This window comes from Nocardioides sp. Leaf307, from assembly GCF_001423135.1.
GTDB lineage: Bacteria > Actinomycetota > Actinomycetes > Propionibacteriales > Nocardioidaceae > Nocardioides > Nocardioides kribbensis.
The window spans coordinates 289080-303013 of the sequence record NZ_LMNY01000003.1; the positions used below are offsets into that span (position 1 = coordinate 289080).

The following is a 13934-nucleotide window of genomic DNA, read 5'->3' on the forward strand; positions in this document are numbered from 1 at the left end:
GGTTCGAATCCATGGTGCCGGGGCCGTTGACATCACCCGGTCGGATGGATTCAGGTGTCTTCTGGCCGCGTCATTTGCCGGAACATCGGGTGTCGGCACGTGGTCGTCTCGGAGTGAGGGAGTTTTCGTGACGAATCTTCACGCCCGTCGCAGTGCGCGCCAGCGCGCACTGGGCGTCGTGTCCGCGAGCGCGATCGCGGTAGGGCTGGTGGCGACGGTCTCGACCGTCGCACCCGCCCAGGCCGCCGACAGCGCCGGCGGCATCAAGAAGCTCGACCGGGCCGCCGTGGACGCCTACGAGGCCGGTCGCTACATCGTCCTCATGCAGCAGCCCAGCGCCGCGGCCTACACCGGCGGCATCCAGGGCCTCGCGCCCACGAAGCCGGCCGCCGGCCGCAGCTTCGACCCGCGCTCCGGCGCGGCGACGGCCTACCGCACCTTCCTGGAGAAGCAGCAGCGCCAGGTCGCGGCCGCGGTCGACGCCACCGTGACGCGCAGCTACACCACCGCCACCAACGGCTTCGCCGCCCAGCTCACCGGCGAGCAGGCCACCGCCCTGGCCGCGGCCAAGGACGTCTACGCCCTGGTGCCGGTCGAGGCCCGCACCCCCGACGCGGTCCCGCAGAACACCGCGCAGACCCTCGGCATGTACGGCAAGAGCGGCGTCTGGGCCAAGCACGGCACCCAGGCGAACGCCGGCTCCGGCATCGTCGTCGGCGACCTCGACACCGGCATCTGGCCCGAGAACCCCTCCTTCTCCGGCGAGGAGCTCAGCGGCGCCCCGACCGGCCCGTGGGCCGCGCGGATGGACCCGCTGGGCAACACCACCATGAAGAAGGCCGACGGCGGCACCTTCCGCGGCGCCTGCGAGACCGGCACCGGCGACGACTGGGACCTCAGCGACTGCTCGACCAAGATCATCGGCGCGCGCTACTACCCCGACACCTTCGTCGACACCGTGCCCCCCGAGGAGGTCGCCGAGGGCGAGTTCATCTCCCCGCGCGACGGCGGCGGCCACGGCAGCCACACCGCGAGCACCGCGGCCGGCAACGTCGTCGACGACGTGAGCGTCGACGGCATCGAGTTCGGCGAGGTCACCGGCATGGTGCCCGGCGCCTCGATCGCCTCCTACAAGGTCTGCTGGGAGGACACCGACCCCGACACCGGCGGCTGCTACACCGACGCGATCCTCTCCGCGATCGACGACGCCGTGCGCGACGGCGTCGACGTCATCAACTTCTCGATCTCCGGCGCGACCGACACCGTCGTCGACCCGGTCGAGATCGCCTTCGCCGGCGCGGCCGACGCGGGCGTCTTCGTCGCCGCCTCGGCCGGCAACAGCGGCCCGACCGCCTCGACCGTCGCCCACAACAGCCCCTGGCTGACCACCGTGGCGGCGTCGACGTACCGCAACTTCGACGGCACCGTCGAGCTCGGTGACGGCACCCGCTACCTCGGCGCCATGATCGACGGCACCGGCGTCCCGGAGCAGACCCCGCTGGTCGACGCGGCCGAGGCCGGGGTCGCCGGCGGCGACGCCGCCGAGGCCGGGCTGTGCGCGCCCGACAGCCTCGACGAGGCCGCCGTCGACGGCGCCGTCGTGGTCTGCCTGCGCGGCACCTACGGCCGCGTCGAGAAGTCGACGGAGGTCGCCCGCGCCGGCGGCGTCGGCATGATCCTGGTCAACCCGGCCGAGAGCAGCCTCGACGCCGACCTGCACCCCGTGCCGACCGTGCACCTGCAGAGCACCGACCTGCCGGCGATCGAGGCCTACCTCGACACCGACGCGCCGACCGCGGCCCTGCTGCCCGGCAACCAGACCGACCTGCCCTCGGCGGCGCTGCCCCAGGTCTCCGGCTTCTCCTCGCGGGGCCCGGCCAACGCCAACGAGAGCGACATCCTCAAGCCCGACATCTCCGCCCCCGGCCAGAGCGTGCTCGCCGCGGTCGCCCCGCCGTCGAACAGCGACCGCGACTTCGACCTCTACTCCGGCACGTCGATGGCCGCGCCGCACATCGCCGGTCTCGGCGCGCTGCTGATGGCCGAGAACCCGACCTGGACCCCGCAGATGGTCCAGTCGGCGATGATGACCACCGCCACCAGCACCCGCACCGCGGGCGACAAGGCCTCGCGCGACGCCTTCGCCCAGGGCGCCGGCCAGGTCACCCCGGCCTCGATGTTCCGCCCGGGTCTCTTCGTCACCTCGACCTCGCGGCAGTGGTACGGCCTCATCGCCGACCAGGGCTTCGACACCGGCGTGAAGCCGGTCGAGGCCAAGGCCGTCAACATCCCCTCGATGGCCGACCACGCGGTGGTCCAGAGCACGACCTTCACCCGCACCGTCACCACGCAGGGCAAGGGCACGTGGAAGGTCTCGGCCAGCGTGCCGGGCTTCACCACGCAGGTCAGCAAGAAGTCCTTCAGCGCGGGCAAGGCCGGCGTCAAGCGCCAGCTCGTGATCACCTTCACCGCCAAGGACGGCGTGGAGCTCAACCGCTGGGCCAAGGGCTTCGTCAAGCTCACCGGCACCACCTCGGCCCGCATGCCGGTCGCGCTCAAGCCGGTCGCGCTCGACGCCCCGGCGGTCGTCTCCGGCGAGGGCGCCGACAGCGACGTCGACGTCACCGTGACGAGCGGTACGACGGGCACGATCGACCTCACCACCCAGGGTCTGGCCCAGGCCGACTCGGTCGAGGACTCCGTGGCCGTCAACGACTCGGCGGCCTACTGCGTGCCCGTCACCGAGGGCAGCCCGCTGCTGCGCATCGACGTCGACGCCGCCGACGACCTCGCCGACCTCGACCTGACCGTCATCCCGACCAACGCCGAGTGCTCGGCCGCGGTCGGCGACCAGGTCGTCTCGGCGACCGGCTCGGCCGACGAGTCGGTGACCATCGAGGCTCCGGACTCCCCGGCCGTCGCGGTCTTCGTGGACGGCTTCGCCTCCGGCCCGCAGGGCTCGCCGATGGACTTCCGGATGGACGTCTACGACCTCGGCACCGCGGCCCAGGGCTCGCTCACCGCGACCCCGGACCCGCTCGAGGTCACCGCGGGCGAGGAGTCGACGTACTCCCTGGCCTGGACCGGTCTCGACGCCGACGCCCGCTACCTCGGTCGCGTGCTCTACGGCGACACCGGCATCAGCACGCTGCTGGAGGTCACCACGGCCACGCCGTGACCCACCCGCACCGCTGAGCAGCACCTGAGCAGCACCCAGCAGCACCCGACGGCCGTCCCGCACCTGCGGGGCGGCCGTCGGGTGTTTCCGGGCCTGCGCCGCGATGCTGGATACCCGGTATGCATACGTGGTATACATACCGAGTAGGGCGCGGGTGCGCCCACCACGAGGAGGTCCCCATGTCGGTCAAGCAGGCGCTGCTGGCGCTGCTGGAGCAGGAGCCGATGTACGGCAACCAGCTCCGCACGGAGTTCGAGCAGCGCACCGGGTCGACCTGGCCGCTCAACGTCGGGCAGGTCTACACCACGCTGACGCGCCTGGAGCGCGACGGACTGGTCGAGGCCGCCGGCGCCGACGCGGAGGGCCACGAGCGGTGGCGTCTGACCCCGGCGGGGCGCGAGGAGGTGGCGGCGTGGTTCACCACCCCCGTGGCGCGCACCCAGCCCCCGCGCGACGAGCTGGCCATCAAGCTCGCCCTCGCGGTCACCGTGCCCGGCGTCGACGTCGGCGCGGTGATCCAGCAGCAGCGCAGCGCCACGATGCGCGCGCTGCAGGACTACACCCGACTCAAGCGTCAGGCCGGTCAGGCCGGCCCCGGTGGTCGTCAGGGCGAGGCGCCGCGCGCCGACCTCGCCTGGAGCCTCGTGCTCGACTCCCTGGTCTTCGCCTCCGAGGCCGAGATCCGCTGGCTCGACCACTGCGAGGCCCGGCTGCGCCGCGCCGCGCTCGAGCGCCCCGAGCCGTCGGCCGCCGACCGGTCGGCCGACGCCCGCGTCGAGGGCGAGGCCCTGCGATGAGCGCCTCGTCGTCCCGGTCGACCCGACCGGGTGCCCCCACCGCCGCCGCGCCCGCGGCGCCCCGGCCCGGCGTGCTCCTGGCCGAGCAGGCCGTGGTGCTGCGCCGTGCCGAGGACCGGTGGCTGGCGCAGAGCGCCCGCCGGCTGGCGGCCTGCCCGCGCGCCACGCGCGGAGCCCGGGGACGGGTGGCCGTGCGATGAGCGCGGTGCTCGAGCTCGACCGCGTCTCGCGCGTGCACGGCGAGGGCGACCTGCAGGTCCACGCGCTGCGGGCGGTCTCCTTCGCGGCCCACGCCGGCGAGCTGGTCGCGGTGATGGGGCCCTCGGGCTCCGGCAAGTCGACCCTGCTGACCCTCTCCGGCGGTCTCGACACCCCCACCGACGGCGCCGTGCGCGTCGAGGGCTCCGACCTCGGGGCGATGGGGGCCAAGGAGCGCGCCCGCATGCGCCGCACCTCGATCGGCTACGTCTTCCAGGACTTCAACCTCGTCCCGGCCCTGACCGCCGTGGAGAACGTCGCCCTGCCGCTCGAGCTCGACGGCGTGCGCACCCGCGTCGCCCGCGCGGCCGCGCGCACCGCGCTGGAGGAGGTCGGCATCGGCGAGCTCGCCGACCGCTTCCCCGACCTGATGTCGGGCGGCCAGCAGCAGCGCGTGGCCATCGCCCGCGCCGTGGTCGGCGAGCGGCGGCTGATCCTGGCCGACGAGCCGACCGGCGCCCTCGACACCGAGTCGGGCGAGGACGTGCTGCGCCTGCTGCGCGCCCGCTGCGACGCCGGCGCCGCCGGCGTCATGGTCACCCACGAGGCCCGCCACGCCGCCTGGGCCGACCGGGTGGTCTTCCTGCGCGACGGCGTCGTCGTCGACGACTCCGGCGCCACGCCCGTCGACGCCCTGCTCGACCAGGGCGCGCACCGGTGAGGGGGCCCCTCGCGGGCTGGCGGCTGCCGCTGCGCCTGGCCTGGCGCGACGCCCGGCGGGCCAAGGGGCGCAGCCTGCTCGTGCTCGTCATGATCGCGCTGCCCGTGCTGGCGGTCTCGGCGGCGTCGGTGCTCTACACGACCCAGGAGGTCTCCCCGGTCGAGGGCCTGGACCGGAGGCTGGGCTCGGCCCAGGCGCTGGTGCGCCTCGACCCGGGCGACCGCGCGGTCGAGCAGGGTGTCGACCCGTTCATGGGCTTCACCTCGACGGGCGCGCGCCGCGAGCCCGGCAGGCCGACGCTGGCGCAGGTGCGCCAGGCCCTGGGTGAGCCCGACGCGCCGGCCGTCCAGCTGTCGAGTGGCAGCTACAACGTGAGGACCGACGGCGGCGAGGTCCCGGCCGACATCACCGAGACCGACCTGCTCGACCCCCTCACCCGCGGCCTGGTGGAGCTGGTCGACGGGCGGCTGCCGCGCTCCGCGGGCGAGGTGGTCGTCAACCCCGAGCTGGCGCGTCGCGACGCCGAGCCGGGCCAGCAGCTCACCCTCCGCAACGGCGCCGTGCTCGACGTCGTCGGCATCGCCGAGTCGACCAGCTACACCGGCTACCCGCAGGCCTGGACCCGGCCCGGCTCGACCCGCCCCGGGGCCGATCCGGACGCGGGGCCGGGCGAGGGCCCGCGCTCCACGGAGTCGACGTGGCTCGTCGGTGGCGCCCCGGTCACCTGGCAGGACGTCCGCGCACTCAACGCGATCGGCGCTGTCGCGCTCTCCCGCGCGGTGGTGACCGATCCGCCGCCCTCCTCCGCGATCCCCCCGGCCGTCCGCTCCGCCCCGGGCGGGCTCGACGAGGCCACGGTCACGGTGCTCGTGCTGGTGGTGGTCATGGTCCTCATCGAGGTGGTCCTGCTCGCGGGCCCGGCCTTCGCGGTCGGCGCGCGTCGGCAGTCGCGGACGCTGGCCCTGTTCGCGGCCGCCGGCGGGGTGCCGCGCCAGGCCCGCCGAGTGGTGCTGGCCTCGGGTGTCGTCCTCGGCCTGGCCGGGGCCCTGCTCGGGGTGGTCCTGGGCCTGATCGCGGCGCTGCCGCTGCTGCCCGTCCTGCAGGGCTTCTCCACCACGCGCTTCGGCCCGTTCGAGGTCAGCTGGTGGCAGCTGGCGGTGATCGCCCTCTTCGGCGTGGTGAGTGCCCTGCTGGCAGCTGCCGTGCCGGCCTGGATCGCCTCGCGCCAGGACGTCGTGGCGGTGCTCGCCGGACGTCGGGGCGACACCCGCGCCTCGCGGCGCTCCCCGCTGCTCGGTGTCGTGCTGCTCGGAGCCGGTGTGGCCGGGGCCGCCTGGGGAGCGGTCGGTGGCGGGAACGAGATCGCCATCGCCGCGTCGGCCGTCGTCTCCGTGCTGGGCATGGTGCTGCTGGTGCCGGTCGTGGTCGTCGCCGTGGCACGGCTCGCCACCCGCCTGCCCCTGGCGCTGCGTTTCGCGGCCCGTGACGCGGCCCGCCACCGCACCCGCACCGTGCCGGCGGTCGCCGCCGTCGCCGCCACCGTCGCGGGTGTCGTCGCGCTGGGCATCGGGCTGTCGAGCGACGAGCACCAGAACGAGGCGACCTACCGCCCCACGGCGGCCGAGGGCGCCATGCTCGTCACCTCCTACGACCGTCCCCGGGACTGGGACGCCTACCGCGCGAGCCTCGCCGACACCTTGCCCGGCGCGGAGGTGACCGCGATGGAGGGGTTGGTCCTCCGGGAGGGCGGGACGCGAGCCGAGCTCAGCGTGCTGGCCGGCGACGGCGACGGGTCGGCGCTGCAGTCGTGGGGTGGGGCCTTCGACGCCTCGGTGCTGGTCGCCGACGTCATGCCCCGAGCCCTCCTCGGCGGCGTCGTGGACGGCCCCGCGATGGAGCGGGCCGACGCCGTGCTCGCCGCCGGAGGCGTCGTGGCCTTCGCCGACCGTCCGGTCGAGGGCGACGAGGCGCGTCTGGTGGCCAGGACCTACCGCGAGCGAGGGGGGCCGGAGACGGTGGCCTCCGTGAGGGCCGACGCCGACTGGGTGGAGGTCCCGAACGACTGGGCCCCCGTCCTGGCCGTCGTGCCGTCCTCGGTGGCCACCGAGCTCGGCGGGTCCGCCAGCACGGTCGGGCTGCTCGTGCCCGGGCCGGTCGACACCGCCGCCGAGGAGCGGGCCGACGAGGCCCTGACGGCCCTGCCCGGGAGCCCCACGACCTACGTCGAGCGTGGCTACCAGGCCGACGAGGCGGCGGTGGTCGTCCAGCTCATCCTGGCCGCGCTGGGAGCGGTGCTCATGCTCGGCGGCACCCTGACGGCGACGTTCCTGGCCCTCTCCGACGCCCGGCCCGACCTGGCCACGCTGTCGGCGGTGGGGGCCAGCCCGCGCACCCGCCGCGCGATCGCCGCGGCGTACGCCCTCGTGGTGGGGCTCGTGGGCGCGGTGCTGGGAGCGCTGGTGGGGGCGATCCCCGGCGTCGCCATCACCTACCCGCTCACCGGGCCCGGGAGCAGCGGGACCACCGGCGGTCCGGCGACCTACCTCGACGTGCCGTGGCTCTTGGTCACCGGCGTCGTGCTCGGCCTGCCGCTGCTCACCGCCGCGGTGGTCGGCCTCACCGCCCGCTCGCGGCTGCCCCTGGTGGCGCGGCTCGACTGAGGCCGCACTCCCTCGTGTTACCGACCGTTGCGACCACCACCCGACCGTCCTGACTGTCGGGTAGTGGTCGCAACGGTCAGTAAGACGGGCGGACCGCAGAAAAAGTCAGGCTTGACTGTTTGTTGGGTCCGCAGGCAGGGTGGTGGCGTGACCCAGACCACCTCGACGCGCGTGCCGCAGGAGGAGCGCACCCGCGCCATGCGGGCGCGGCTGCTCGAGGCCACGGTCGAGCTGCTCGTCGAGCGCGGCTTCGCCGGCACCACGACCACGCTGGTCTCCGAGCGGGCCGGGGTCAGCCGAGGCGCCCAGCTGCACCACTTCCCCTCCAAGAACGCGCTCGTGGTCGCCGCCGTCGAGCACCTCACCGAGGTGCGCGGCGCCGAGCTCGCCGCGGCCGCGGCCGCGCTGCCCACGGGGCGCCGCCGCACCCGCGCCGTGCTGGCCATGCTCGGCGACCACTTCACCTCGCCGGTCTTCACCGCGGCCCTCGAGCTGTGGGTGGCGGCCCGCACCGACGCCACCCTCCTCGCCGCCGTCGCACCGCTGGAGCAGCGGGTGGGCCGCGACGCCCACCGCCTCACCGTCGAGCTGCTCGACGCCGACGAGGAGCAGCCCGGCACCCGCGAGCTCGTGCAGGCCACCCTCGACCTCGTGCGCGGGCTCGGCCTCGCCGACACCATCACCGACGACACCCGCCGCCGCGCCCGCATCCTCGACCAGTGGTCGCTGACCCTCGACGCCACCCTGGCCCGTACGCCGCCCCGCCCGGCCGCCGCCGGGCGCTCCGCCGACCCCACGCCCGGCCCGCCCGGCCCGCCAGCCCCGCCCGCCGACCCGCAGGAGCCCCGATGACCAGCACCCCGGACAGCCCGCCCGCCTCGTCGGCCGGTGCGGTGGCTCTGCCGCCCGCCCAGCCCGCCGGCGGCCTCCTCAACGCGCTCCTCGTGGACCTGCGCGCCGAGGGCGACCTGCTGCGCGCGACGGTGGCCGACCTCGACGCCGCCGGCTGGGCCACGCCCACCCCGGCGCCCGGCTGGAGCGTGGCGACCCAGGTCGGCCACCTGCTGTGGACCGACGAGGTCGCCGCCCTCGCGGCCCGTGCCGGCACCCCCGAGGGGAAGGCGGCGTGGGACGAGGTCGTCACCGGCGCGCTCGGCGACCCCGACCGCTTCGTCGACGAGGCCGCCCTCGCCCTGGCCGCCCTCCCGCCGGCCGAGCTGCTCGCGCGGTGGGACGCCGCCCGCGCGGGGCTGGCCGAGGCGCTGCGCGCGGTGCCGGCAGGGCAGCGGATGCCGTGGTTCGGCCCGCCGATGTCGCCGACCTCGATGGGCACGGCGCGCTTCATGGAGACCTGGGCCCACGCCCAGGACGTCCACGAGGCGCTCGGCACCACCCCGCCGGCCAGCGACCGGATCCGCCACGTCGCCCACCTCGGCGTGCGCACCCGCGGCTTCGCCCACTCCGTGCACGGCGAGCCCCTTCCTACCGAGGAGGTGCGCGTCGAGCTGACCTCGCCCTCGGGCGAGACCTGGGCCTGGGGCCCCGACGACGCCGCGCAGCGGGTCACCGGGCCGGCCCTCGACTTCTGCCTGCTCGTCACCCAGCGGGTGCACCGCGGCGACACCGCCCTGGCCGCCGAGGGCGCCGAGGCCGACCACTGGCTCGACATCGCCCAGGCCTTCGCCGGCCCCGCGGGCGAGGGACGCGAGAAGCGATGACCTCCGACCCGGCCCCCGGCGCCACCCCCGCCACCACTGCGGCCCCCGGCACGCCCGGCACCCTGCTGGTCGGCAACTGCTCCGGCTTCTACGGCGACCGCCTCAGCGCGATGCGCGAGATGGTCGAGGGCACCACCCGGGGCCGCCACCTCGACGTGCTCACCGGCGACTACCTCGCCGAGCTGACCATGCTCATCCTCGGCAAGGACACGATGAAGGACCCGGCGCTGGGCTACGCGCGCACCTTCGTGCGCCAGCTCGAGGAGAGCCTGGGCCTCGCCCTGGAGCGCGGGGTGCGGATCGTCGCCAACGCCGGCGGCCTCAACCCCGCCGGCCTGGCCGAGAAGGTCCGCGAGGTCGCGCGCGGCCTGGGCCTGGACCCCGCGGTCGCCCACGTCGAGGGCGACGACCTGCGGGCGGTGGCCCGCGAGCACGGCTGGCACGACGCGCTCACCGCCAACGCCTACCTCGGCGGCTTCGGCATCGCCGCCGCCCTGCGCGAGGGCGCCGACGTCGTGGTCACCGGCCGTGTCACCGACGCCTCCCTCGTGGTCGGCCCCGCGGTCGCCCACTTCGGCTGGGCCCCGACCGACCACGACGCGCTCGCCGGTGCCGTGGTCGCCGGTCACGTGCTCGAGTGCGGCACGCAGGCCACCGGCGGCAACTTCAGCGGCTTCCGCGCCCTGATCGAGGCGGGTATGGACCCCGCGGTGCCCCTCGGCTTCCCCGTCGCCGAGCTCGCCGCCGACGGCGCCTCGGTGATCACCAAGCCCGACGACACGGGCGGTGCGGTCACCTGCGACACCGTCACCGCCCAGCTGGTCTACGAGATCCAGTCCACCCGCTACCTCGGACCCGACGTCACCACCCACCTCGACTCCGTGCGTCTCGAGCAGGTCGGCCCCGACCGGGTCGCGGTCTCCGGGGTCACCGGCCAGGCCCCGCCCGAGCGGCTCAAGGTCTGCGTCAACGAGCTCGGCGGCTGGCGCAACAGCATCGAGCTGGTGCTCACCGGCCTCGACACCGAGGCCAAGGCCGCCTGGGTGCGCGCGCAGCTCGAGCCGCGGCTGAGCGCGCAGAGCGTGACCTGGTCGCAGCTCGCCCAGCCGCAGCCCGACGCCCCCACCGAGGAGGCCGCCTCGGTGCTGCTGCGCTGCACCGTCATGGACCCCGAGGCAGGCCCGTGCGCCAAGGCGTTCACCGGCCCCGCGGTCGAGCTGGCGCTCGCGTCGTACGCCGGCTTCACCCTGACCGGCCCCCCGCCGCAGCCCACCCCCTACGGCGTCTACCGACCGGCGTACGTCGAGCGCGCCGCGGTCGCCCACACGGTCGTGCACGCCGACGGCCGCCGCGAGGTCGTGCCCGACCCGGTCGACTTCTCCGAGGCCGACCACGACGCGGGCCGTCGCCCCTCGCCCTACCCCGCCCCGGCCGACACCCTCAACCGTCGGATGCCGCTGGGCAGCTTCGTGCACGCCCGCTCGGGCGACAAGGGCGGCGACGCCAACATCGGGCTGTGGGTCGCCCGCGACGGCTCCCCGCGCTACGACGCCCGGGTGACCTGGCTGGCCAAGGTGATGAGCCCGCGCAAGGTCCGCGAGCTGGTGCCGGAGGCCGCCGACCTGCCGCCCGACGCCGTCGAGATCCACCTGCTGCCCCACCTCGGCGCCGTCAACGTCGTCATCCACGGCCTGCTCGGCCGCGGCGTCGCCGCCTCCACCCGCTTCGACCCGCAGGCCAAGGGCCTCGGGGAGTGGGTCCGCTCCCGCTCCGTCCACGTCCAGGAGGGACTGCTGTGACCACGCTGACCGACCCCGCCACCGACCCCGCCACCGACCCCGCCACCGACCCCGCCACCGACCCCGCCACCGACCGGGGCGCGACGCGCGCCGAGGAGCTGCAGGCGCTGCGCGAGACCGCGGCGGAGTTCGTGCGCCGCGAGGTGGCGCACCACCTGCAGGCCTGGGAGGACGCCGGCGAGGTGCCGCGCGCGCTGCACCGCGCCGCGGCCCGGCAGGGCCTGCTCGGCGTCTCCTTCGCCGAGGAGGTCGGCGGCCAGGGCGGCGACCTGGAGCACTCGGTGGCGCTGCAGGAGGCGATGTTCGCCGCCGGCGCCTCCAGCGGGCTGATGTCGGCGCTGTTCACCGGCGGCATCGCGCTGCCCCACATCGCCGCCCACGGCTCGCCCGACCTGGTCGACCGCTTCGTGCGGCCCACCCTGGCCGGCGAGCTCATCGGCTCCCTCGGCGTCACCGAGCCCGGCGGCGGCTCCGACGTCGCCGGCATCCGCACCACCGCGCGCCGCGACGGCGACCACTACGTCGTCAACGGCGCCAAGACCTTCATCACCTCCGCGGTGCGCGGCGACTTCGTCACCACCGCGGTGCGCACCGGCGGCGAGGGCCACGCCGGCCTCAGCCTGCTCGTGGTGGAGAAGGGCACACCCGGCCTCACCGTCGACCGCTCGCTGGCCAAGATGGGCTGGCACTGCTCCGACACCGCCGAGCTGTCCTACGTCGACGTGCGCGTGCCGGTGTCGCACCTGGTGGGGGAGGAGAACGCCGGCTTCTACCTCATCGCCGAGCAGTTCGTGGTCGAGCGGATCGCCCTGGCCGTGCACGCCTACGGCATCGCCGCCCGCTCGCTGGCCCTCACCGCCGCGTGGTGCCGCGAGCGCGAGACCTTCGGCAAGCCGCTGGTGGCCAACCAGGTCGTGCGCCACAAGCTCGTCGAGATGCACCGCCAGGTCGAGGTGGCCCGCGCCTACACCCACGAGGTCGTGCGCCGCCACGTCGCCGGCGAGAGCGTCATCGCCGAGGCCTGCCTGGCCAAGCAGACCGCCTGCGACGCCGCCACCGCGGTGTGCCACGAGGCCGTCCAGCTCCACGGCGGCGCGGGCTACATGCACGGCAGCGAGGTCGAGCGCCACTACCGCGACGCCCGCATCCTGCCCATCGGCGGTGGTGCCACCGAGGTGCTCACCGACCTGGCCGCCAAGCTGCTGGGCTACGCCCGATGAGCGCGGCCCCCGAGGCGAGCACCGGTGTGAGCCCGACGTCGTCCGACGCCCGGCCCACCCACCGCGAGGCCATGCTGGCCAAGCTCGAGGCCCTGGCCGCCGAGCACGCCAAGGCGGTCGCCGGCGGCGGGGAGAAGTACGTCGCACGCCACCACGCCCGCGGCAAGCTGCTGCCCCGCGAGCGCATCGAGCTGCTGGTCGACGAGGGCTCGGCCTTCCTCGAGCTCAGCCCGCTGGCGGGCTGGGGCTCCGACTTCGCCGTCGGCGCCAGCATGGTCACCGGCATCGGGGTGGTCGAGGGCGTCGAGTGCATGATCACCGCCAACGACCCCACCGTGAAGGGCGGCGCCAGCAACCCCTGGACGGTCAAGAAGGCCTTCCGGGCCCACCAGATCGCCGAGGAGAACGGCCTGCCCACGATCGCCCTCGTGGAGTCCGGCGGCGCCGACCTGCCGACCCAGAAGGAGATCTTCATCCCGGGCGGCAGGACCTTCCGCGACATCACCCGCAGCTCGGCGATGAAGCTGCCCACGGTGGCGCTGGTCTTCGGCAACTCCACCGCCGGCGGCGCCTACGTGCCCGGCATGAGCGACTACACCGTGATGGTGCGCGAGCAGGCCAAGGTCTTCCTGGGCGGCCCGCCGTTGGTGAAGATGGCCACCGGCGAGGAGTCCGACGACGAGTCGCTGGGCGGCGCGGAGATGCACGCGCGCACCTCCGGCCTGGCCGACTACCTCGCCGAGGACGAGCGCGACGCGATCCGCATCGGCCGGCGCATCGTGGCCCGGCTGAACTGGCGCAAGGCCGGCGGCTCCGGGGCCGCCGCGGACCCGGCGTACGCCGAGCCCGACCACGACCCCGACGGTCTGCTCGACCTGATCCCCAGCGACCTCAAGGAGCCCTTCGACCCCCGCGAGGTGATCGCGCGCGTCGTCGACGGCGTCGGCGCGACCAACGGCGTGGCCTTCGACGAGTTCAAGCCGCTCTACGGCACGTCGCTGGTCACCGGCTGGGCCAGCATCCACGGCCACCCGGTCGGCATCCTCGCCAACGCCCAGGGCGTGCTCTTCAGCGAGGAGGCGCAGAAGGCCACGCAGTTCGTGCAGTTGGCCAACCAGACCGACACCCCGCTGCTCTTCCTGCACAACACCACCGGCTACATGGTCGGCAAGGAGTACGAGCAGGGCGGCATCATCAAGCACGGCGCGATGATGATCAACGCCATCTCCAACTCCACCGTGCCGCACCTGACGGTGATCATGGGCGCTTCCTACGGCGCCGGCAACTACGGCATGAACGGTCGCGCCTACGACCCCCGCTTCCTCTTCACCTGGCCCTCGGCCAAGTCGGCGGTGATGGGCCCCGCCCAGCTCGCCGGCGTCATGGAGATCGTGGCCCGCCAGTCGGCGGAGTCGCGCGGGCAGACCTTCGACGCCGAGGGCTTCGCCGGCGTCAAGCAGGTGGTGGAGGCCCAGATCGAGGAGCAGTCGCTGCCCTACTTCCTCTCCGGGATGCTCTACGACGACGGCGTCATCGACCCCCGCGACACCCGCACGGTCCTGGGCATCTGCCTCTCGGTCATCGACAGCAGCGCCTTCCGCGGCACCGACCGCTTCGGCGTCTTCCGGATGTGAGGCGCCCGT

10 protein-coding genes are annotated in these 13934 nt (G+C 74.9%); all 10 read left to right on the forward strand.

Translation table 11 applies throughout. The annotated features are described in order from the left end of the window. The first annotated feature begins 178 nt into the window (after positions 1-178). The 10 genes from ASF50_RS16230 to ASF50_RS16275 all read left to right on the forward strand — a co-directional run bounded on the left by ASF50_RS16230 (position 179) and on the right by ASF50_RS16275 (position 13925). On the forward strand, positions 179-3178 hold the full coding sequence (locus ASF50_RS16230) for a S8 family serine peptidase (RefSeq protein ID WP_156718348.1): 3000 nt from the start codon (positions 179-181) through the stop codon (positions 3176-3178). Between the two features lie 179 nt (positions 3179-3357). Next, a complete protein-coding gene (locus ASF50_RS16235) occupies positions 3358-3975 on the forward strand; it encodes a PadR family transcriptional regulator (RefSeq protein WP_056865012.1) in 618 nt (205 codons plus the stop codon). Next, complete coding sequence (locus tag ASF50_RS16240) at positions 3972-4175, forward strand: hypothetical protein (protein ID WP_056905185.1); 204 nt, start codon at positions 3972-3974, stop codon at positions 4173-4175. Before ASF50_RS16235 ends, ASF50_RS16240 begins: the two co-directional genes overlap by 4 nt. After that, positions 4172-4894, forward strand: coding sequence for an ABC transporter ATP-binding protein (locus ASF50_RS16245; RefSeq protein ID WP_056905186.1), 723 nt, complete (start codon positions 4172-4174; stop codon positions 4892-4894). The genes ASF50_RS16240 and ASF50_RS16245 overlap by 4 nt, the downstream gene beginning before the upstream one ends. Then, positions 4891-7554, forward strand: a complete 2664-nt coding sequence (locus ASF50_RS16250) for an FtsX-like permease family protein (protein ID WP_056905187.1) — start codon at positions 4891-4893, stop codon at positions 7552-7554. The genes ASF50_RS16245 and ASF50_RS16250 overlap by 4 nt, the downstream gene beginning before the upstream one ends. 147 nt (positions 7555-7701) lie before the next feature. After that, positions 7702-8406 carry a TetR/AcrR family transcriptional regulator gene (locus ASF50_RS16255; protein ID WP_235557714.1) on the forward strand — a complete coding sequence of 235 codons (705 nt, stop codon included), beginning with the start codon at positions 7702-7704 and terminating at the stop codon, positions 8404-8406. After that, complete coding sequence (locus ASF50_RS16260) at positions 8403-9272, forward strand: TIGR03084 family metal-binding protein (RefSeq protein ID WP_082503302.1); 870 nt, start codon at positions 8403-8405, stop codon at positions 9270-9272. The genes ASF50_RS16255 and ASF50_RS16260 overlap by 4 nt, the downstream gene beginning before the upstream one ends. Beyond that, entirely contained in the window at positions 9269-11071 is a 1803-nt protein-coding gene (locus tag ASF50_RS16265; RefSeq protein WP_082503303.1) for an acyclic terpene utilization AtuA family protein, read from the forward strand. Before ASF50_RS16260 ends, ASF50_RS16265 begins: the two co-directional genes overlap by 4 nt. Beyond that, positions 11068-12291, forward strand: a complete 1224-nt coding sequence (locus ASF50_RS16270) for an acyl-CoA dehydrogenase family protein (protein WP_321163143.1) — start codon at positions 11068-11070, stop codon at positions 12289-12291. The genes ASF50_RS16265 and ASF50_RS16270 overlap by 4 nt, the downstream gene beginning before the upstream one ends. Then, positions 12288-13925 carry a carboxyl transferase domain-containing protein gene (locus ASF50_RS16275; RefSeq protein ID WP_082503304.1) on the forward strand — a complete coding sequence of 546 codons (1638 nt, stop codon included), beginning with the start codon at positions 12288-12290 and terminating at the stop codon, positions 13923-13925. Before ASF50_RS16270 ends, ASF50_RS16275 begins: the two co-directional genes overlap by 4 nt. Positions 13926-13934: the final 9 nt, after the last annotated feature.

Coding starts and splice junctions, on each gene's coding strand:
- ASF50_RS16235 (WP_056865012.1), top strand. CDS start 3,358: ATGTCGGTCAAGCAGGCGCTGCTGGCGCTGCTGGAGCAGGAGCCGATG.
- ASF50_RS16240 (WP_056905185.1), top strand. CDS start 3,972: ATGAGCGCCTCGTCGTCCCGGTCGACCCGACCGGGTGCCCCCACCGCC.
- ASF50_RS16245 (WP_056905186.1), top strand. CDS start 4,172: ATGAGCGCGGTGCTCGAGCTCGACCGCGTCTCGCGCGTGCACGGCGAG.
- ASF50_RS16260 (WP_082503302.1), top strand. CDS start 8,403: ATGACCAGCACCCCGGACAGCCCGCCCGCCTCGTCGGCCGGTGCGGTG.
- ASF50_RS16265 (WP_082503303.1), top strand. CDS start 9,269: ATGACCTCCGACCCGGCCCCCGGCGCCACCCCCGCCACCACTGCGGCC.
- ASF50_RS16275 (WP_082503304.1), top strand. CDS start 12,288: ATGAGCGCGGCCCCCGAGGCGAGCACCGGTGTGAGCCCGACGTCGTCC.